General features: G+C 72.6%; 14 protein-coding genes and 1 tRNA gene. 13 read left to right on the top strand and 2 right to left on the bottom strand.

Annotated features, from left to right (window positions below):
• Window positions 1-85 precede the first annotated feature (85 nt).
• The 13 genes from AB0M16_RS23805 (at window position 86) to AB0M16_RS23745 (ending at window position 19,116) form a co-directional block, all read left to right on the top strand.
• Window positions 86-2,440: a sodium-translocating pyrophosphatase gene (locus AB0M16_RS23805; protein ID WP_365346049.1), complete on the top strand. Its 2,355-nt coding sequence runs from the start codon at window positions 86-88 to the stop codon at window positions 2,438-2,440.
• A 190-nt stretch (window positions 2,441-2,630) separates the two neighbouring features.
• A complete protein-coding gene (locus AB0M16_RS23800) occupies window positions 2,631-3,260 on the top strand; it encodes a small secreted protein (protein WP_365346047.1) in 630 nt (209 codons plus the stop codon).
• A 181-nt stretch (window positions 3,261-3,441) separates the two neighbouring features.
• Window positions 3,442-5,013, top strand: coding sequence for a methyltransferase (locus tag AB0M16_RS23795; protein WP_365346045.1), 1,572 nt, complete (start codon window positions 3,442-3,444; stop codon window positions 5,011-5,013).
• Window positions 5,010-6,014 (top strand): helix-turn-helix domain-containing protein, encoded by a 1,005-nt coding sequence (locus AB0M16_RS23790; RefSeq protein ID WP_365346042.1) that lies wholly within the window; start codon window positions 5,010-5,012, stop codon window positions 6,012-6,014. The genes AB0M16_RS23795 and AB0M16_RS23790 overlap by 4 nt, the downstream gene beginning before the upstream one ends.
• A gap of 269 nt (window positions 6,015-6,283) precedes the next feature.
• Window positions 6,284-7,375 carry an ABC transporter ATP-binding protein gene (locus AB0M16_RS23785; protein ID WP_365346040.1) on the top strand — a complete coding sequence of 364 codons (1,092 nt, stop codon included), beginning with the start codon at window positions 6,284-6,286 and terminating at the stop codon, window positions 7,373-7,375.
• The gene (locus tag AB0M16_RS23780; protein WP_365346152.1) at window positions 7,375-8,145 is read left to right on the top strand and encodes an ABC transporter permease; all 771 of its coding nucleotides are present in this window, start codon (window positions 7,375-7,377) and stop codon (window positions 8,143-8,145) included. The genes AB0M16_RS23785 and AB0M16_RS23780 overlap by 1 nt, the downstream gene beginning before the upstream one ends.
• A 39-nt stretch (window positions 8,146-8,184) precedes the next feature.
• Entirely contained in the window at window positions 8,185-8,976 is a 792-nt protein-coding gene (locus tag AB0M16_RS23775) for an ABC transporter permease (protein ID WP_365346038.1), read from the top strand.
• A 303-nt stretch (window positions 8,977-9,279) separates the two neighbouring features.
• On the top strand, window positions 9,280-9,477 hold the full coding sequence (locus AB0M16_RS23770; protein WP_365346036.1) for a hypothetical protein: 198 nt from the start codon (window positions 9,280-9,282) through the stop codon (window positions 9,475-9,477).
• A gap of 236 nt (window positions 9,478-9,713) precedes the next feature.
• The gene (topA, locus tag AB0M16_RS23765) at window positions 9,714-12,539 is read left to right on the top strand and encodes a type I DNA topoisomerase (RefSeq protein WP_365346035.1); all 2,826 of its coding nucleotides are present in this window, start codon (window positions 9,714-9,716) and stop codon (window positions 12,537-12,539) included.
• Between the two features lie 119 nt (window positions 12,540-12,658).
• Window positions 12,659-15,982, top strand: a complete 3,324-nt coding sequence (tmk, locus tag AB0M16_RS23760; protein ID WP_365346033.1) for a dTMP kinase — start codon at window positions 12,659-12,661, stop codon at window positions 15,980-15,982.
• 94 nt (window positions 15,983-16,076) lie between these two features.
• Window positions 16,077-17,279, top strand: a complete 1,203-nt coding sequence (locus tag AB0M16_RS23755; RefSeq protein ID WP_365346031.1) for a DNA polymerase III subunit delta' — start codon at window positions 16,077-16,079, stop codon at window positions 17,277-17,279.
• Window positions 17,280-17,389: 110 nt separating this feature from the next.
• Complete coding sequence (locus AB0M16_RS23750) at window positions 17,390-18,946, top strand: alpha/beta hydrolase (RefSeq protein WP_365346029.1); 1,557 nt, start codon at window positions 17,390-17,392, stop codon at window positions 18,944-18,946.
• Window positions 18,947-19,042: 96 nt separating this feature from the next.
• Window positions 19,043-19,116, top strand: a tRNA-Thr gene (locus AB0M16_RS23745).
• 46 nt (window positions 19,117-19,162) lie between these two features.
• On the opposite strand, the gene AB0M16_RS23740 is transcribed toward AB0M16_RS23745, so the two are convergent.
• A complete protein-coding gene (locus tag AB0M16_RS23740; protein ID WP_365346027.1) occupies window positions 19,163-20,350 on the bottom strand; it encodes an integrase in 1,188 nt (395 codons plus the stop codon).
• Between the two features lie 63 nt (window positions 20,351-20,413).
• Entirely contained in the window at window positions 20,414-20,617 is a 204-nt protein-coding gene (locus AB0M16_RS23735) for a helix-turn-helix domain-containing protein (RefSeq protein ID WP_365346025.1), read from the bottom strand.
• Window positions 20,618-20,662 lie beyond the last annotated feature (45 nt).

Genomic DNA, 20,662 nt, shown 5'->3' with positions numbered 1-20,662 from the left:
ATTCCCATTGCGGCGCCCTGTTTTGATCAGGTTTCCCTCCTTACAATCCGCCTTGTCTTGACCTCGCGACGTCAAGGAGGACGGAATGGCGGGTCTTGCAGCCGCGGTGCTCACCGAGGGGAACCGCGTGATCGTGGTCGTCATCGCGTGCGTCGCGCTCGCGGCGCTGGTGGTGGCACAGCTCCTGGTACGGCAGGTCCTCGCGGCCGGCGAGGGCACGGAAACCATGAAGAAGATCGCGGCCGCCGTGCAGGAAGGCGCGAACGCCTATCTCGCCCGGCAGCTGCGCACTCTCGGCGTCTTCGCGGTGGTCGTGTTCTTCCTGCTCTTCCTGCTGCCGGCCGACAACTGGTCGCAGCGGGCCGGACGCTCTCTGTTCTTCCTGGTGGGCGCGCTTTTCTCGGCGGCCACCGGATACATCGGAATGCGGCTCGCCGTACGGGCGAACGTACGGGTCGCGGCCGCGGCCCGGGAGGCCACCCCCGCCGAGGGGGAGCCGGAGAAGGACCTGACCTCGGTCGCCCACCGGGCCATGAAGATCGCGTTCCGCACCGGTGGCGTGGTCGGCATGTTCACGGTCGGGCTCGGGCTGCTCGGCGCGTCCTGCGTCGTGCTCGTCTACGCCGCTGACGCGCCGAAGGTCCTGGAGGGCTTCGGCCTCGGCGCCGCGCTCATCGCGATGTTCATGAGGGTCGGCGGCGGCATCTTCACCAAGGCCGCCGACGTCGGCGCGGACCTGGTGGGCAAGGTCGAGCAGGGCATCCCCGAGGACGACCCCCGCAACGCCGCCACCATCGCCGACAACGTGGGCGACAACGTCGGCGACTGCGCGGGCATGGCAGCCGACCTCTTCGAGTCGTACGCGGTGACCCTGGTCGCCGCCCTCATCCTCGGCAAGGCCGCCTTCGGCGACCTCGGCCTCGCCTTCCCCCTGATCGTGCCGGCGATCGGCGTGGTCACCGCGATGATCGGCATCTTCGCGGTGGCCCCGCGGCGCGCCGACCGCAGCGGGATGACGGCGATCAACCGCGGATTCTTCATCTCCGCGCTGATCTCGCTCGGGCTCGTGGCCGTGGCCGTCTTCGCCTACCTGCCGTCCTCCTACGCCGACCTCAAGGGCGTCACCGAGCCCGGCATCCCCACCCACGGGGGCGACCCGCGGGTCCTCGCCCTGGTCGCGGTCGCCATCGGCATCGTCCTCGCCGCCCTGATCCAGCAGCTCACCGGCTACTTCACCGAGACCGACCGGCGCCCGGTACGCGACATCGGCAAGTCCTCGCTGACCGGCCCCGCCACCGTCGTCCTCGCCGGGATCTCCATCGGCCTGGAGTCGGCCGTCTACACGGCCCTGCTGATCGGCCTCGCCGTCTACGGGGCGTTCCTGCTGGGCGGCGCCTCCATCATGCTGGCGCTGTTCGCGATCGCGCTCGCCGGCACCGGGCTGCTCACCACGGTCGGCGTGATCGTCGCCATGGACACCTTCGGCCCGGTCTCCGACAACGCGCAGGGCATCGCGGAGATGTCCGGCGACGTCCAGGGCGCCGGCGCGCAGGTCCTGACCGATCTCGACGCCGTCGGCAACACCACCAAGGCGATCACCAAGGGCATCGCGATCGCCACCGCCGTCCTCGCCGCCGCCGCGCTCTTCGGCTCCTACCGGGACGCCATCGCGACCTCGGTCGCCGAGGTCGGGGCGAAGGCGAGCGAGATGAACCTGTCGATGAACATCTCGCAGCCCAACAACCTCTTCGGGATGGTGCTCGGAGCGGCGGTCGTCTTCCTCTTCTCCGGGCTCGCCATCAACGCGGTGTCCCGCTCGGCCGGGGCGGTGGTCTACGAGGTGCGCCGGCAGTTCCGCGAGCACCCCGGGATCATGGACTACACCGAGACCCCCGAGTACGGGCGGGTCGTCGACATCTGCACCAAGGACGCGCTGCGCGAACTCGCCACGCCCGGGCTGCTCGCCGTGCTGGCGCCGATCGCGGTCGGCTTCACCCTCGGCGTCGGCGCCCTCGGCTCGTACCTCGCCGGGGCGATCGCCACCGGCGCGCTGATGGCGGTCTTCCTCGCCAACTCGGGCGGTGCCTGGGACAACGCCAAGAAGCTGGTCGAGGACGGGCACCACGGCGGCAAGGGCAGCGACGCCCACGCGGCGACCGTCATCGGCGACACGGTCGGCGACCCGTTCAAGGACACCGCCGGGCCGGCGATCAACCCGCTCCTGAAGGTCATGAACCTGGTCGCCCTGCTGATCGCGCCGGCCGTGGTGCAGTTCAGTTACGGGGACGACGCCAGCGTGTGGGTACGGACGCTGGTCGCCGTCGTGGCGATCGCCGTCGTCGTGGCTGCCGTACGCGTCTCCAAGCGGCGTTCGGTGGCCGTCGGCAACGACTCGCCGGATCGGAACGGCTCGTCGAAGGACGCCGCGGTCACTCCGTAGGACCACGCCGGGCACTGTTTGATGAGTCACTGTCAAAACAGGGGTGGAGGTCGCGTTCTGACGTGACGTCCGCCCCTGTCTGTTTGGTTCAAACGGCTGCAATATCGGATGAAACGGTCGCACGATCGGTGGACGTCACCCGCACGGCGTGTATGTTCCGGGGCCGAGAGCCTTGGAAGGGACCGATCCGGTGAACAAGAAGCTTGCGGCCGCACTGTCCGGCGGCGCGGTACTGATGCTCGTGCTGTCCGGTTGCAGCGACGACGAGGGCGACAAGGTCAACGACTGGGCCAAGACCTTCTGCGACCAGGCACAGCCGCAGATCCAGAAGCGGGCGAACGCGAACCAGCTGATCATCTCCACGGCGGCCGACAGCAAGCCCGTCACGATCAAGGCCGCCGACTCGAAGGCCTTCCAGGACATCGCCGCCGCCGACCGCGCCCTGGCCAAGGCCGTCGAGTCCGCGGGGGCGCCTCCCGTCGAGAACGGCGAGAAGATCCAGCAGGACGCCATCAAGGAGCTCAACGCCACGGCCGTGGCGTACGACGGACTGAAGAAGCAGGTCGACGCGCTCGACACGACGAACCAGCAGAAGTTCGCCGACGGGCTCAAGGTCGTCTCCGACAGCCTGGCGAAGATCCAGACCATGGACCAGGACGCTGTCGCGAAGCTCCAAGCCGGCGAACTCGGCCAGGCCATGGCCAAGCAGCCGGGCTGCCAGACCCCGAAGGCCTCCGTCCCCCCGAGCGCCTCCCCGAAGGCCGGCGCCCCGGCCACGTCCCCGGCCACCACGCCGTCCGCCTCCGCCAAGAGCGAGTAGTCGGGCCAGGGCGCGGAAGACGGGCCGGTCCGGCGGGCGTGCCGGCCGGCCGGTCCGTCGGCCCCGCCCTCCGGCATGTCCCCGTCCCCGTGCTCGTGCCCGTCCCCGTGCCCGTTCGTCACTCCGCACCTCTGTGCCCGTCCGATGTCGGTGGCGACGGTTGTCGGTGGCGGCCGTCACAATGGGGCACGTGAGTACGACCAGCACGACCCCCAGCCTTCCGGTGCCCACGCACGCCGCCCGACTGCGCGAGGCCCTGCTCGCCGCCGACTTCACCGCCGACGGCCTGCTCGACCTGCTCGGCGCCCAGGCCTACGCGGCCCTCGCGCGCAGCGAGACCGTGCCCGCCCTCCGGGCCACCCGCGGGGACTCCCCGCTGGAGACCCTCGTCCGCCTCTTCCTGCTCCAGCGGGCCGTCGAGCACGAGCGGGCCGCCGCCGCGGTGCCCCTGGAGGAGGCGCTCGCCGACGGCTGGCTGGTCCGCGAGGACGACACCGTGTACGCCACCGTCGACGTGCGGCCGTACGGCGGGCCGGACGGCGAGGACTGGTTCATCGTCTCCGACCTCGGCTGCGCCGTCGGCGGTGCCGGTGGCATCGGCAAGAAGGACGAAGGGGTCGTCCTCGGCGTCGGCGGTGCCTCCACCACCCTCGCCGGCATCACCGTCCGCAAGCCCGTCGCCACCGCCCTCGACCTCGGCACCGGCTCCGGCATCCAGGCCCTGCACGCCGCGCAGCACGCCACCCTGGTCACCGCCACCGATCTCAACCCGCGCGCCCTCGACTTCACGCGGCTCACCCTCGCCCTCTCCGGGGCCCGCGGCGCCGAGCTGCTCGAGGGCTCGCTCTTCGAACCGGTCGACGGCGACACGTACGACCTGATCGTGTCCAACCCGCCGTTCGTCATCTCCCCCGGCGCCGGACTCACCTACCGGGACGGCGGGATGGGCGGCGACGACCTGTGCCGCACGCTCGTGCAGCAGGCCGGAGAGCGCCTCAACGACGGCGGATACGCCCAGTTCCTCGCCAACTGGCAGCACGTCGAGGGCGAGGAGTGGCAGGACCGGCTGCGCTCCTGGGTGCCGCGCGGCTGCGACGCCTGGATCGTGCAGCGCGAGGTCCAGGACATCACCCAGTACACCGAACTGTGGCTGCGCGACAGCGGTGAGCACCGCGGCGACCCGGACGCGTACCGACGGGCGTACGGGCGGTGGCTCGACGAGTTCGAAGCCCGCAAGACCAAGGCCATCGGCTTCGGCTGGATCACCCTCCGCAAGAACCCCGCCGTCGCCTCAGGCGCGGTCGAGCCGTCGATCGTCCTCGAGGAATGGCCGCACCCCGTCGAACAGCCCCTCGGCGACACCGTGCGCGCCCACTTCGAGCGCCAGGACTATCTGCGCGGTCACGACGACGCCGCACTGCTCGCCGACCGCTTCGTCCTCGCCCACGAGGTCGTTCAGGAGCAGGTCGGCCTGCCCGGCGCCGAGGACCCCGAGCACGTGCTGCTGCGACAGAACCGCGGAATGCGCCGCGCCACCCGCGTCGACCACGTCGCCGCCGGCTTCGCCGGCGTGTGCGACGGCACGCTGAGCGCCGGGCGGATCCTCGACGCCATCGGGCAGATCACCGGCGAGGACCCGGTCATGCTGCGGGACCGCACCCCGCAGGCGATCCGGCTCCTCGTGGAGGAGGGCTTCCTGCTGCCCGCCCAGGACGGGGACGGTGCCGGGGACGTGGACGGGGGTACCGCTTGATACGGATCGAGCTCGACGAGGCCGCGCTCGGCGCGACCAGGATCGCGATGAGCCCGCTGCGGGACGCCTTCTGCGCCCTGCACCTCCAGCTCCCGTGGCGGAACCCGTCCTGGCCGTACCAGGAGTGGGTGGGCCATGCCCGCGCGGTGTGGCGGGAGGACGAGCGGCTGCGGCCGCTGCGGGAGCTGTTCGTCGAAGGGCGGTACGAGGTCTCCGACTTCCTGCTGCCCCGGCCGGTCGGCACCCCGGACGTGTACGAGGAGCTGGACCTGCTGCGGGCCACCGATCCCGCCTTCGTCCGCGCCCAGGCCGCCGTCTGCTACCCGGGCATGGCCGACGAGCCCTTCCTCCGGCCGTATCTGACGGACCCGCAGGCCGCCTGCGCGGCGCTCGCCGACGCGTACGCCGCCTGGTGGGAGGAGGCCGTCGCCCCGTGCTGGCCGGTGATGCGACGGCTCGTCGAGGACGAAGTCCTGGTCCGGGCCCGGACCTTCGCCACCGAGGGCGTCGACGCGCTGTTCAGCGGCCTGGAGAGCCGTGCGCGCTGGGAACGGCCCGTGCTCGAACTGACCAAGTACGTCGAGGCGGAGTACGCGGCGGGTGAGCGCCGGCTCGTGCTGGTGCCGCTCGTCTTCGCCGAGGGGTGCCGGCTCTACTCGACCGACGACCCCGAGGTCCTGGCCGTCTCCTTCCAGGCCAGGGGCGCCGCCGCGCTGCGCGAACCGGTCGAGCCCGCCGCCGACGACCGCCTCGGGCTGCTGCTGGGGCGCGGCCGGGCGGCCGTCCTGCGTGAACTGGCCGGTCCCCTCACCACCGCCGGGCTCGCCGACCGGCTCGGCCTCGCGCCCAGCACCGTCTCCGAGCACCTGTCGCTGCTCGCCGGCGCGGGCGTCGTCACCCGGCACCGGGTGGGGCGCTCCGTCTACTACCAGCTGACGGACACCGGGCGTTCGCTGCTCGCGCTGCTCGTGGGGGAAGGCGTCCTGGGCGCGGTCGCCTGACGGTCCGCGGACGGGGATTCCGGCGTGCGGGAGGAGAGTCCGGCTTGCGCACCCGGGAGGGGAGTCCGGCGCGCACAGGGTGCGGGAGTCCGGCGCCGGCTCTCGGCCGCGTGGACTCGGCCACGCGGACTCGGCCGCGTGGACTCGGCTGCGCGGACTCGGGCGCCGGGGGGCCGGTGCGGGCTTGGCGCCCGGGCGTTGCCGCCCGACGATTCGGGGGCTTCCGAATCGATGGCCGGGGCCCGCCCGACCGGGCCAGACTCCGCGCCATGCTTGCGATCGAGGCGGACGCGCTGCGCCGCACCTACACCAGCAGGACCGGTTGGCTCCGGCCGCGCAGGACCGAGACCGAGGCCGTGCGCGGGGTCACCTTCGACGTGGCACCCGGGGAGCTGTTCGGGCTGCTCGGGCCCAACGGGGCCGGCAAGACCACCACCATCAAGATGCTCAACACCCTGCTCCTGCCGACCTCCGGCACGGCGCGGGTGTTCGGCCATGACGTCGCCCGCGACCCCGTCGCCGTGCGCCGCAGGATCGGCTACGTCTTCGGTGGTGACCGCGGCCTCTACGACCGGCTCAGCGCGCTCGACAACCTGCGCTACTTCGCGGAGCTGTACGGGGTCGAGGCCCGCGACCAGAGGCGACGGATCGCCGAACTCCTCGACCTGGTCGGCCTCACGGGCCGCGAACGGGAGCGGGTCGAGGGCTACTCGCGAGGCATGCGGCAGCGGCTGCACATCGCGCGCGGCCTGCTGCACCGCCCCGACGTGCTGTTCCTCGACGAGCCGTCCATCGGCGTCGACCCGGTGGCCGCCCGCGACCTGCGCCGCACCGTCGCCGACCTCGCCGCCGACGGCACCACCGTGCTGCTCACCACCCACTACATGGCCGAGGCGGACGAGCTGTGCGACCGCATCGCCGTCATCGCGGGCGGCCGCATCCGCGCCCTCGGCACGCCCCAGAGCCTCAAGTCCCGTGTCGGGGAGCGGGACGTGCTGGAGATCGAGGTGTACGGGGCGGGCGAGGACCGGCTCGACCGGATCCGGTCCCTGCCCGGTGTACGGGGCGCGGGCGTGGAGGAACGGGGTACGGCCCAGACGCTGACCGTGCAGACCGACCGCGGCGCGGAGCTGCACGCACAGGTCCTGGCCGCCCTCGACGGCCTTCGCCTCGGGCGGGTCGTCAGCCGCGAACCCTCTCTGGAGGACGCCTACATCGCGATCGTGGAGGAAGCCGCCCGGAACGCGCCGGCCCCGGCGTCGGAGGCGGATCCGGCGTCGGAGGCGCAGGCGGACTCGGGGGCGGAAGCGGACCCGGCGTCGGAGGACGGCAGGTCCGAGTCGCGGGAGGTGCCGGCGTGATGCGCCTGCTGCGGCTCGTCGGGGTCGGGGTGCGCACCCATGTCTCGTACATGTCGCGCTCCCCGATCGAGATCACCTTCGCCGTCCTCGTCCCCCTCGTCTACGCGACCCTCGCCGTCTACCTCTTCCGCGCCGCCGGGGATCCCGACCGGCTGCTCACCGCCTCCGTGGGCGCCGGACTCATGGGCATCTGGGGCTCGGTGCTGTTCGGTTCGGGCGGCGCCGTCCAGAACCAGCGGTGGCTCGGCACCCTGGAGACCCTGGTCGTGGCGCCGACGCCGCTCGCTCTGGTGCTGCTCCCGATCACGCTGGCGACCGCCGTGATCGGCACGTACGCGATGGGCGCGACCGTGTTGTGGGGTGTGGTGCTCTTCGGGGTGCCGCTGGACTTCGCACACCCGGTGCTCTTCCTCGTCGCCGTGCCGGTCTGCGTGCTCGCCCTCGGGATGATGGGGTTGCTGCTCGCCGCCACCTTCGTCCTGCTGCGCAACGCCAACGCCCTGGCCAATCCGCTCGACACGCCCGTCTGGCTGCTCTCCGGACTGCTCGTGCCGGTCACCGTGCTGCCCGCCTGGACGCATCCGTTGTCCTGGGCGCTGCCCACCACCTGGGGCGCCCGGGCCGTGCACGCGGCGACCTCGGGCGGGGACGTGCTGACACCGCTGCTCGCCGCCGTGGCGCTCGGTGCCGGCTACGCCCTGGCCGCCGTCCTCGTCCTCGGCCGGGTGGAGCGGCGGGCGCGGGCCGCCGCCACCCTCGCCCTCGCCTGACCTCCCGTCCGGGACCGTGCCCCCGAAAGGCCCTCAGAGATGTTCCGTTTCCTCGGCTCCGCGCGGCTTCTGCTCGTCGGCGGGACCCTGTCGTACCGCGCCCTGTTCAACTGGACGACCCCGCCCATGTTCATCGGAACGCTGCTGGTGGGACCGCTGCTCCAGGTCTTCTTCTTCGTGTTCCTCGGACGGGAACTCGGCGTCGCCGACACCCGTTTCCACCTTGTCGGCAACGCCGTGCTCGCAGCTTCCGCCTCCTGCGTGTACGGCGGCACGATGGCCGTCGCCAACGAGCGCCGGTACGGCACCCTCGGGGCCGTCCTGCTCTCGCCCCGGCACCGGGTCCCGCTGTGGGCGGGTCGCGCTCTGCCGTACGTGCTCAACGGGCTGCTGGTCAGCGCCTTCGTGCTCGCGGCCGCCGCGACGCTGCTCGGGCTGCCCGTGCCTGCCGGTGCCCTGCCCGGGCTCGGTCTGGTGCTGCTCGCGGGGGCCGGGGCGTGCTCGGCGTTCGGGCTCGCGCTCGGCGCGCTCGGGCTGCGCTTCCGTGACGTGTTCCTGGTGTCGAACGTGGCGAGCTCGGCGCTGCTGCTCCTGACGGGCGCCGCCGTGCCCAGGGAGAGCCTGCCGGACGGGCTGCGTCTCGCCGGTGAGCTGCTGCCGCTGACCCACGCGGCGGACGCGGCGCGCCGGCTGACCGAGGGCGGCGGCCTCGACGGGCGGCTGCTCGGGGCCGAGCTCCTGGTCGGCGCGGGCTACGCGGTCCTCGCCGTCGGGCTGCTCGCCCTCTTCGAGCGGGGCAGCCGGCGACGCGCCACGCTCGACGTGATGTGAGAGACGCGATATGTGAGCGATCCGACGTGAGCGACCCGACGTGAGCGACCCGACATGTGGGACGGCGTCGGGTGCGGGGAGAGGAGGAGAAGGAAGGAACGGACGGAAGAAGGAGGTGACCGAACGAGGAGACCGGAGGACGTGACGAAGGACGGGAGGGGCAAGGGGGAGTACCGGCCATCCTCGTGAAACCGTTCGGGACCGTCCGCGCCGTTCACCGGGAATTCGCCCCCACGACGCCGGGAGGTGCCAGCCTCGGCTCCGGGGGCAGAAGAGCCACGGGCGACGGAACGGGGTACGGGCATGGAGAGCGGGCCGGCGGTCTTCGCGGGAGTGGCGTTCGTGCTGTTCGGGGCCGCGCTGCTGCTCTGGACGGGCGTCCGGGTCCGGCAGGGCCAGCCCGTCGCGCTCGGGGTCGAGCCGCGCGCCGCCGCCGCCCTCACCACCGTCTTCGGCGCCGTCTTCCTCCTGCTCGGGATCTGGTGCTTCGGGCGCCTCTGACGGGGGCCCGGCCGGATGGACGCCCCGCCCGTCCGGGAGTCCGGGCGGCAGGAAGGGCAGGAGTCGGGTTACCGTTCGAGTGGCCGTTGCGGGCTTTCCCTGTTTGACACGGGGGCGGGTTGTACCGTCACACTCCGCAGCGACGACAGTGTCACCGTACGTGCCGCTGCCGTGCGTGCCAGCGCCGCACGTACGCAGTACGTGCCAGAGAGCGTCGACCGGAGAGAAGAGCGAAGTTGTCCCCGACCAGCGAGACCGCACAGGGCGGCCGCCGACTCGTCATCGTCGAGTCGCCTGCCAAGGCGAAGACGATCAAGGGCTACCTCGGCCCCGGCTACGTCGTCGAGGCGAGCGTCGGGCACATCCGCGACCTCCCGAGCGGCGCCGCCGAGGTGCCCGAGAAGTACACGGGCGAGGTGCGCCGGCTCGGCGTCGACGTCGACCACGACTTCCAGCCCATCTATGTCGTCAACGCCGACAAGAAGGCCCAGGTCAAGAAGCTGAAGGACCTGCTCGCCGAGTCGGACGAGCTCTTCCTCGCCACCGATGAGGACCGCGAGGGCGAGGCCATCGCGTGGCACCTCCAGGAAGTCCTGAAGCCCAAGGTCCCGGTCCACCGGATGGTCTTCCACGAGATCACCAAGGACGCGATCCAGCAGGCCGTCCGCAATCCGCGCGAGTTGAACAAGCGGATGGTCGACGCCCAGGAGACCCGCCGCATCCTCGACCGCCTCTACGGCTACGAGGTCTCGCCGGTGCTGTGGAAGAAGGTCATGCGCGGCCTGTCCGCCGGCCGTGTCCAGTCCGTCGCCACCCGGCTCGTCGTCGAGCGTGAGCGCGAGCGCATCGCCTTCCGCTCCGCCGAGTACTGGGACCTCACCGGCACCTTCTCCACCGGCCGCGCCGGCGACCCCTCCGACCCGTCCTCGCTGGTCGCACGGCTCGCGACGGTCGACGGCAGGCGTGTCGCGCAGGGCCGTGACTTCGGTGCCGACGGGCAGCTGAAGACCGCGAACGTGCTCCACCTCGACGAGGAGAAGGCCCGCGCGCTCGCCGCCTCCCTCGCCGACACCCGCTTCGCCGTCCGCTCGGTCGAGTCGAAGCCGTACCGCCGCTCCCCGTACGCCCCCTTCCGCACCACGACCCTCCAGCAGGAGGCGAGCCGGAAGCTCGGCTTCGGTGCGAAGGCGACCATGCAGGTGGCCCAGAAGCTGTACGAGAACGGCTTCATCACCTACATGCGTACGGACTCCACCGTGCTGTCCGACACGGCCGTCACGGCGGCCCGTGCCCAGGTCACGCAGCTCTACGGCGCCGAGTACCTGCCGGAGAAGCCGCGCGTCTACGCCGGCAAGGTCAAGAACGCCCAGGAGGCGCACGAGGCGATCCGGCCTTCGGGTGATCGTTTCCGCACCCCTGCGGAGACCGGACTGACCGGCGACCAGTTCAAGCTCTACGAGCTGATCTGGAAGCGGACCGTCGCCTCTCAGATGAAGGACGCGACCGGTAACTCGGTCACCGTGAAGATCGCCGGCACGGCGGCCGACGGCCGGGACGCCGAGTTCTCGGCCTCCGGCAAGACGATCACGTTCCACGGCTTCATGAAGGCCTACGTGGAGGGCGCCGACGACCCGAACGCGGAGCTCGACGACCGCGAGCGGCGCCTGCCCCAGGTCGCCGAGGGCGACGCGCTCGCCGCCCAGGAGATCACCGCGGACGGCCACGCGACCAAGCCGCCGGCCCGCTACACCGAGGCCAGCCTGGTCAAGGAGCTGGAAGAGCGCGAGATCGGCCGCCCGTCGACCTACGCCTCGATCATCGGCACCATCCTCGACCGCGGCTACGTCTTCAAGAAGGGGACGGCGCTCGTGCCGTCGTTCCTCTCCTTCGCCGTCGTCAACCTCCTGGAGAAGCACTTCGGGCGGCTCGTCGACTACGACTTCACCGCCAAGATGGAGGACGACCTCGACCGCATCGCGCGCGGCGAGGCCCAGGCGGTGCCGTGGCTGAAGCGTTTCTACTTCGGCGAGGGCGGCGGCTCCGGCGAGGGCGGCGCCGCGGACGCCGGCAACGGTGACGGCGACCACCTCGGCGGCCTGAAGGAGCTGGTCACCGACCTCGGCGCCATCGACGCCCGGGAGATCTCCTCCTTCCCCGTCGGCAGCGGCATCGTGCTGCGCGTCGGCCGCTACGGCCCGTACGTCGAGCGCGGTGAGAAGGACCAGGAAGGCCACCAGCGCGCCGACGTCCCCGACGACCTCGCGCCCGACGAGCTCACCGTCGCCTATGCGGAGGAGCTGCTCGCCAAGCCGAGCGGCGACTTCGAGCTGGGCACCGACCCGGTCAGCGGCAACCAGATCGTCGCCAAGGACGGCCGCTACGGCCCGTACGTGACGGAGATCCTGCCCGAGGACACCCCGAAGACCGGCAAGAACGCGGTCAAGCCGCGTACGGCCTCCCTCTTCAAGTCGATGTCCCTGGACACGGTCACGCTGGAGGACGCCCTCAAGCTCATGTCGCTGCCGCGCGTCGTCGGCGCCGATGCCGAGGGCGTCGAGATCACCGCGCAGAACGGCCGCTACGGCCCGTACCTGAAGAAGGGCACGGACTCGCGCTCCCTCACCGACGAGGAGCAGCTGTTCACGATCACGCTGGAAGAGGCGCTGGCGATCTACGCCCAGCCCAAGCAGCGTGGCCGGGCGGCCGCCAAGCCGCCGCTGAAGGAGCTCGGCACCGACCCCGTCAGCGAGAAGCCCGTGGTCGTCAAGGACGGCCGCTTCGGCCCGTACGTGACGGACGGCGAGACCAACGCCACCCTGCGCACCGGCGACAGCGTGGAGACGATCACGCCCGAGCGCGGCTACGAGCTGCTCGCCGAGAAGCGGGCCAAGGGTCCCGCGAAGAAGGCGGCCAAGAAGGCGCCGGCGAAGAAGACCGCCGCCAAGAAGGCCACCACGGCGAAGAAGACCGCCGCCAAGAAGACGGCGGCGAAGAAGACCACGACGGCCAAGAAGACGACGGCCGCCGCTGCCAAGAAGACGGCGGCCGCGAAGCCCGAGTGACGTTCCGGAGTGACTCTCCCGACACCGCGGGGAGGGCGGGGGCCGTGGCCCCCGCCCTCCCCGCTCCTTTGTTCGGGCGGAGGCCACGAGGAGCCAGGGGGTCCGGATAGGGTGGACGGATGACGCGAGCAGAGCAGCCAGACACCGACGCCGCACTCGTCGCCGATTCCCGCGAACGCGCGGTACGGGCCCTCTTGCGCCATCAGCCGCTGCGGAGGCTGTGGAGCGCTCAGCTCGTCGGCGGTACGGGCGACGCCCTCGCCCTGCTCGTCCTGATCCTGCTCGGCCTCCAGGCCGCCGTCGTCACCGACGCGCTCGGCGGCGGATACCGGGGCGCAGCCCTCGCCGTGGCCGCCGTCATCGGCGCCCGGATGCTCGCCGCCGTCCTCTTCGGCGCCGTCCTGCTCGGCCCGCTCACCGCGCTGACCGCGCCCGGCGGCCCGCTCGACCGCCGCTGGACCATGATCGGCGCCGACGGCGTACGGATCGCGCTGCTGGTCATCGCTCCGCTGTGGATCGACTGGGCACCCGACAAGGCGCTCTGGTTCCTGCTCGGCACCGTCTTCGTCACCGGCGCCGCCGAGCGCCTGTGGACGATCGCCAAGGAGGGCGCCGCGCCCGCGCTGCTGCCCGCCCCGCCGATCGAGGGCGCCGCCGTCCGACCGCTGCCCGACCACCTCGGCGCGCTGCGCACCCTCAGCCTGCGCACCAACTTCCTCGCGGTGCCCGCGGCCGCCGCCGTCCTGCTGCTCGCGATGCTCCTCGGCAACCTCCTCGGCACCGGGATCGACTGGTTCACCGAGCACCAGGCCGCCCTCGGCTCCTACGTGGCCGCCGGACTCTTCGCCGCCTCCGTCTCCGTGCTGTGGTTCGTCGAACTGCCGGGCGGCCAGACCCCGCGCCCCCGCTCGCCGCTGGAGGGCCTGCGACGGCCGTCCGCCCCGGGAGACCAGGGCGCCGAGAAGGGGCGCACGGGCGCCCTCGGACTGCTCGTGTTCGCCTGCGCCACCGTCGCCGGCGCCATCGCCGCCGCCGCGGCCGTCGCCGTGCTCCACGCGTACGACCTGGGCGGCGGGCCCGTCACGTACGCCCTGCTGATCCTGGCGCTCAGCGGCGCCACCGCCGTCGGCATCCGCACTGCCGGATCCGTGCTCACCGTGCTCTCCCGGCGCCGGCTGCTCGCCCTCGCGCTCGCCGCCACGGGCATCGCCCTGCTCGCCATGGGCCTCGTGCCGGACACCGCGACCGTGCTGATGATCGCCGCCTTCGCCGGGTACGCCGCCGGGGTCGCCGCCCGTACCGGGCACAGCCTCGTCGACCAGGAGACCGAGGAGCCCCGTCGGGCCCGCGTCACCGAGCACCTGCAGGCCGTCGTCCGCGTCGGCATGGGCCTCGGAGCCCTCGGCGCCCCGCTGCTCGCCGCCGCGATCGGCCCGCACCGGCTCGCCTCCGGCAGCTTCGTCTTCGCCCACGGCGGCGCCGCCTTCACCCTCATGCTGGTCGGTGCGCTGCTCCTGCCCGTCGCCGCGCTCGTCCTCGCCAAGACCGACGACCGGGCGGGCGTCCCGCTCCGCCGCGACCTGCGCGACGCGGTGCGCGGCGCCGACCCGGCGCAGGCCCTGTCGGCGACCGGCTTCTTCATCGCCCTGGAGGGCGGCGACGGCGCCGGCAAGTCCACCCAGGTCGAGGCGCTCGCCGAGTGGATCCGCGCCAAGGGCCACGAGGTCGTCGTCACCCGCGAGCCCGGTGCCACCCCCATCGGCAAGCGGCTCCGCTCGATCCTGCTCGACGTCTCCAGCGCCGGCCTGTCCAACCGCGCCGAGGCCCTGCTCTACGCCGCCGACCGCGCCGAGCACGTCGACTCGCTCGTCCGGCCGGCCCTGGAGCGCGGCGCGGTCGTGATCTCCGACCGGTACATCGACTCGTCCGTCGCCTACCAGGGCGCCGGCCGGGACCTGTCCCCGACCGAGATCGCCCGGATCAGCCGGTGGGCGACCGGCGGGCTCGTCCCGCACCTCACCGTGCTCCTCGACGTCTCCCCGGAGACCGCCCGCGAGCGCTTCACCGAGGCCCCCGACCGGCTGGAGTCCGAGCCGCCCGAGTTCCACGCGCGCGTGCGGGCCGGTTTCCTCGCCCTCGCCGCCGGCGACCCCGGCCGCTACCTGGTCGTCGACGCCGGCCAGGAGCCCGAGGCCGTCACCACCGTCGTACGCCACCGGCTCGACCGGATGCTGCCGCTCTCCGAGGCCGAGGTGAAGGCCCAGGAGGAGGCCCGCCGCAAGGCCGAGGAGGACGCCCGCAAGCGCGCCGAGGAAGAGGCCGCCCGCAAGGCCGAGGAGGAGCGCCTGGAGCGCGAGCGCCAGGAGCAGCTCGCCAAGCTGCGCGCCGAGGAGGAGGCGCGGCGGAAGGCCGAGGAGGAAGAGGCCCGTCGCCTGGAGGCAGAACGCCAGGCGGAGGAGGCCCGGCTGCGCGCCGAGGAGGCGCGGATCGCCGCCGAGGAGGAGCGCAAGCGGCGCGAGGCCGAGGAGAAGGCCCGCCGCGAGGAGGAGGAACGGCGCCGCAAGCAGGCCGAGGAGGAGGCCCGGCTGCGGGCCGAGGCCGAGGAGCGCCGCCTGGAGAAGCAGCGCAAGGCCGAAGAGGCCCTGGTCCGCGCGGAGGAGGCCCGCAAGCTCGCGGAGGCCGCCGCGGCGAAGGCCGCTGAGGAGGCTGCCCGGAAGGCGGCCGAGGAGGCCGCGCGCAAGGCCGCGGAGGAGGCCGCCGAGGCGGCCGCCCGTAAGGCCGCGGCGGAGGCCGCTCGTGCGGCGGAGGTCGCCCGCCAGGAGGCCGAGGCCAAGGCTGCGGCCGAGCGGGCCACGGCGGAGAAGGCCGCGGCGGAGAAGGCCGCCGCGGCGCGTGCCGCTGCCGCCGCCGAGGCCGCGGAGGCGTCGGCGAACGAGATCACCGTCGCGACCCCCATCGTGAAGCCCGACGCGGCAGGAAGGGGAACCCGGGACGGGAAGGCCGGCGCCGCGGAGCCGGCGAAGGCGCCCGAGGGCGACACCGCGCCGACCGTCTCCCCGAACGAGGTCACCGTCCCCACGCCGATCGTGAAGCTCGACGAGGAGACCACCGTCATCCCGCGGATCGGGGACGTCGACGAGACCGCCGTACTCCCGTCCGTACGGGGGACGGATCCGGTCGACCGGGTGCCGCAGGACTTCTTCCGCGACGAGAGCGATGGGCGCGACGGGCGCGACGCGCGGGACGAGCGCGACGGGCGAGCGGAGTCGGCCGGGTCGAACGACCGGACCCGCGAGCTGCCCCAGGTCGACGAGCAGGGCCGGCCCCGGCGCCGCTCCGACTGGGCGGAGGAGACCCCGCTGGACGACCTGCCGACCCTGGCGGACGAGCTCCTGGGCGCGTTCGACGACGAGGACGACGACCGGCGCGGCCGCCGCCGCTGACGGCCCGGCCGGCGCCAGGGCCGCCCGCCGGCCCGGCGGGAGTGTCAGAGCGTTGCCCCACAATGGGAGGCGTACCTGAGGAGGGGCAGCAGACATGGCCGTATGGGACGACCTCGTGGGTCAGCCGCGGGTCGAGGAGCAGCTGGCCGCCGCCGCGCGTGACGCCGACGCGCTCGTGACCGCGCAGGCCGCCGGCGAGCCCGCTCCCGAGGCGTCCAAGATGACGCACGCCTGGCTGTTCACCGGCCCCCCGGGGGCCGGGCGTGACACGGCGGCGCGGGCGTTCGCGGCGGCGCTGCAGTGCGTGAGCCCGGACCGGGCGCTCGGCGGGGCGCCGGGCTGCGGCTTCTGCGACGGCTGCCACACGGCACTCGTCGGGACGCACGCCGACGTCGAGGTGATGCGGACGGACCTGCTCTCCATCGGCGTTAAGGAGACCCGCGACCTGGTCCGCCGGGCTCAGCTGTCCCCCGCGGGCCGCCGCTGGCAGGTCATTGTCCTGGAGGACGCCGACCGGCTGACCGAGGGCGCGGCCAACGTCCTCCTGAAGGCGGTGGAGGAGCCCGCGCCGCGCACCGTGTGGCTGCTGTGCGCGCCGTCCCTTGAGGACGTCCTGCCGACGATCCGCTCCCGCTGCCGGCACCTGACGCTGAGCACGCCCTCCGTGGCGGCCGTCGCCGACGTGCTGATCCGCCGTGACGGTGTCGAGCCGGAGATCGCGCAGGCGGCGGCCCGGGCCACCCAGGGCCACATCGACCGCGCGCGGCGGCTCGCCACGGACGAGCGGGCGCGGGCCCGCCGCTCCGTGGTGCTGAAGCTGCCGCTGCGGGTCGGGGACGTCGGCGGCGGACTGAGGGCGGCGCAGGAGCTGATCGACGCGGCGGCCGAGGACGCCAAGCAGGTCGCCGAGGAGATCGACGTCAAGGAGACCGAGGAGCTGAAGGCGGCGCTGGGCGCCGCCCAGGGCGGCCGGATGCCGCGGGGCACGGCCGGGGCCATGAAGGAGCTGGAGGAGCGTCAGAAGCGACGCCGTACGCGCACCCAGCGCGACAGTCTCGACCTCGCGCTCACCGACCTGACCGGCTTCTACCGCGATGTGCTCGCCCTGCAGATGCGCGCGGCGTCGGCCCTGGCCAACGAGGACGTCCGCGACTCCCTGGAGCAGATCGCCCGCGACACGACCCCGGAGCGGACGCTGCGCCGGATCGAGGCCGTGCTGGCCTGTCGGGAGGCCCTCGACCGGAACGTCGCGCCGCTGCTCGCGGTGGAGGCGATGACGATGGCGCTCCGCGACTGACGCGAGCCGTGGGGGTCGTCCACAGGCGGGGCCGACCGAGCCGTGTGCGGACCGGGTTGTCCACATGGGCGATTGGACACGGTACGTACGGGTCCCGATACGCTCCGGGAATGGACTCCAGGCGCCTCTTCCGTACCTCCGCCACGGCCCTCGCGGCGGCCGGGCTCATCCTCTCCGGCTGCACGGGCGGCAGCGACGCGGCCGGGCCCCCGCCGTCCACAGCGGCCGGGACGCCGTCCGCCGCGGCCGGGGTGCCGTCGGCGGCGCTGCAGAAGTACTACGCGCAGAAGGTGTCCTGGAAGGACTGCGGAGTCGCGAACTTCCAGTGCGCGACGGTGAAAGCCCCGCTCGACTACGCGAAGCCCGCGGGCGAGCAGATCGACCTGGCCGTCTCCCGGGTGAAGGCCACCGGCCCCGGCAAGCGCCTCGGTTCGCTCCTGGTCAACCCGGGCGGGCCCGGCGGCTCCTCCGTCGGCTATCTCCAGGGGTACGCGGGCATCGGCTACCCCGCCCCGGTCCGGGCGCAGTACGACATCGTGGGCGTCGACCCGCGGGGCGTGGCCCGCAGCGCGCCGGTGGAGTGCCTCACCGGCCCGCAGATGGACACGTACACGCAGGTGGACGTGACGCCCGACAGCGAGGCCGAGAAGAAGGCCCTGGAGGTGGCCTACAAGGAGTTCGCGGCGGCCTGCCGGAAGCGCTCCGCGAAGGTGCTGCCGCACGTCTCGACCGTCGAGGCGGCGCGCGACATGGACATCGTGCGGGGGGTGCTCGGCGACGAGAAGCTGACGTACGTGGGCGCCTCGTACGGCACCTTCCTCGGCGCCACCTACGCCGAGTTGTTCCCGCAGCGGGTCGGGCGGCTGGTGCTCGACGGGGCGATGGACCCGTCCCTGTCCGCCGAGGACCTCAACCGCGAGCAGACCGGCGGCTTCCAGACCGCGATCAAGGCCTTCGCCGCGGACTGCGTGAAGCAGACCGACTGCCCGCTGGGCACGGAGTCGGTGCCGACCGCCCTCGCCAACCTCCAGCGCTTCTTCCGGGAGACGGACGCGAAGCCGGTGCCGACGAGCGAGAGCCGGCAGCTGGGCGAGTCCCTCGCCACGACCGGGGTGATCACCGCGATGTACGACGAGGCCGCCTGGCCGCAGCTGCGGGAGGCGCTGGCCCGCGCGATGGGCGGTGAGGGTTCCTCGCTGCTCGCCCTGGCCGACAGCTACTACGAGCGGGAGCCGGACGGCTCGTACGCGAACCTGATGTTCGCCAACGCGGCCGTGAACTGCCTGGACCTGCCGCCCGCCTTCTCCGGCCCGGCGGACGTCGACACGTCGGTCGCCTCCTTCGAGCAGGCCTCCCCGGTCTTCGGCCGCAACCTCGCCTGGGCCGCCCTGAACTGCACCTACTGGCCCACCCCGGCCACCGGCCGCCCCCACCGCATCACCGCCGAGGGCGCCGCCCCGATCGTCGTGGTCGGCACCACCCGCGACCCCGCCACCCCCTACAAGTGGGCCCAGTCCCTCGCCGACCAGCTCTCCTCCGGCACCCTGCTCACCTACGAGGGCGACGGCCACACCGCCTACGGCCGCGGCAGCGACTGCATCGACACCGCGATCAACACCTACCTCCTGCAGGGCACCGCCCCGAAGGACGGAAAGCGCTGCTCATAGCCCCTGCCGCCGCCTGCGCCGGGGGTGGTCGGAGCACCCCCGGAAACTGTGTAGACTTGGCGACGCTGCTGCACCCACCATGGGAACGCAGGGCATGCCGCCTTAGCTCAGTTGGCCAGAGCAACGCACTCGTAATGCGTAGGTCTCGGGTTCGAATCCCGAAGGCGGCTCGGATCAGCCCCAGGACTCACTCGCCGTGACCTGGGGCTTTTTTATTTACCGAACGCGACGTCGAAGCCGTGCGCGGGCCGCTCGGCTGTCGGTGGTCTCAGTTGTGGTCTCAGTCACGGGCGCGGGCGGTGTGCCCCGCTGGAGCTGAGGCAGGAACGTGTCGCCCATCCGCCGCAGCGGCCGGCCGTCGGGGCGGGTGAACACGGCATCGTGGTCCTCCCACAGGTCTCCGGCGGCGGCACGCTCTTCCGCCTGCTGCACCTTGTGTTCCTGGAGGTAAGGCAGGAACGGCTGAGGGATGGGGACGGGGTTCCGGCTCTTCTTCGTCTTCGGCCGGGTGAAGGTGAGGCCGCCTCCCTGCCGCTCGGGACAGGCGCTCGCGTGCTTGGAGCACGTCTTCTCGCAGGGCTTCGGACACCCGCGGGTGTACCCCTTGTGGGTGCCGCAGTTCGGCGGGCATGACTCGAAGCGGTGCAGGCGCTCGCCACACGCTTGTGGGTCGGAGCAGCCGTGCCGCCACGTCAGCCGTTGGAGCTGCCAGCGGGGGTGGAAGAGCTCGGCCTCAAGGTCGACGTAGCGCCACCGCAGCCCCAGGGTCTCGCCCTGTCGGAATCCGAGCCCGACGCCGACCATCCAGCGCATGAACGTGGGTCGCTTTGCGGCGGCCTCCAGGAAGGCTCGCGCCTGCTCCTTCGTGAAGGGGTTGGCTTCCGTCTCGTCCACGCTGGGCGGGTCGACCAGCGTCGCCACGTTCTCCACAATCATCCGGCGCCTGTGGGCAATCTTCAGCGCACGCGACAGAATCCGGTGGACCTTCAGCACGTGGGAGGGCGCGTGCCCCGCCCGCAGCATGGCCGCATGCATGGTCTCCAGGTGCTCCGGTTCCAGCTTGTTCAGTCGATGCTGCCCCACGCCGGGGACGATGTCGTTGCGGGTCTTGGACCAGTAGTCGTCGAGCGATCGCGGCTTGAGCGTCAGGCTTGCGATCGTGGTCAGATAGGTCTCCATCCACTGCGCGACGGTCGGCACTCGGCCAGCCTTCGGCGCACGCTGCTCGTCCCGGAGTTTCTCCAGCTCCTTGACCTTCCGACGGACCTCGGTCTCCGTCTTGGCGCGGCGGTGACGGCGGTCGGGGCTGCCGTCGGACTTCACACCCATGGTGACCCGTCCGTGCCACCAGCCATCCGCTCCGAAGTAGACGGACGACTCCATATTCAGCTTGCGGGGGCTCATTGCTTCCTTCCATGAGGGAGGCGCCCCCGGTGAACTCCGGAAGCGCCTCTGGGTGTTCGTAGGTCAGTTGGTCTGGGGCTGCAACTGCGCCACAAACGCGTCCAGTTCGACCAGTCGGATACGGCGGGAGCGACCCACCTTCACGTACGGCAGGTCCCCAGCGGCCATCAGTTCGTAGACGGTCGAGCGTCCGAAGGAGAGGTATTCGGCGGCCGCCTCGACGGTGAACAGTGCGCGGGCGGTGGCGGGCTTCACGGCGGTGGTCACTGCGCATGCCTCCTGCGTGGATGCCGGGGCCTATCGACCCCGTTC

It is taken from the genome of Streptomyces sp. NPDC051921, assembly GCF_040680975.1.
GTDB lineage: Bacteria > Actinomycetota > Actinomycetes > Streptomycetales > Streptomycetaceae > Streptomyces.
This window is presented reverse-complemented; position numbering and strand designations above follow the sequence as displayed.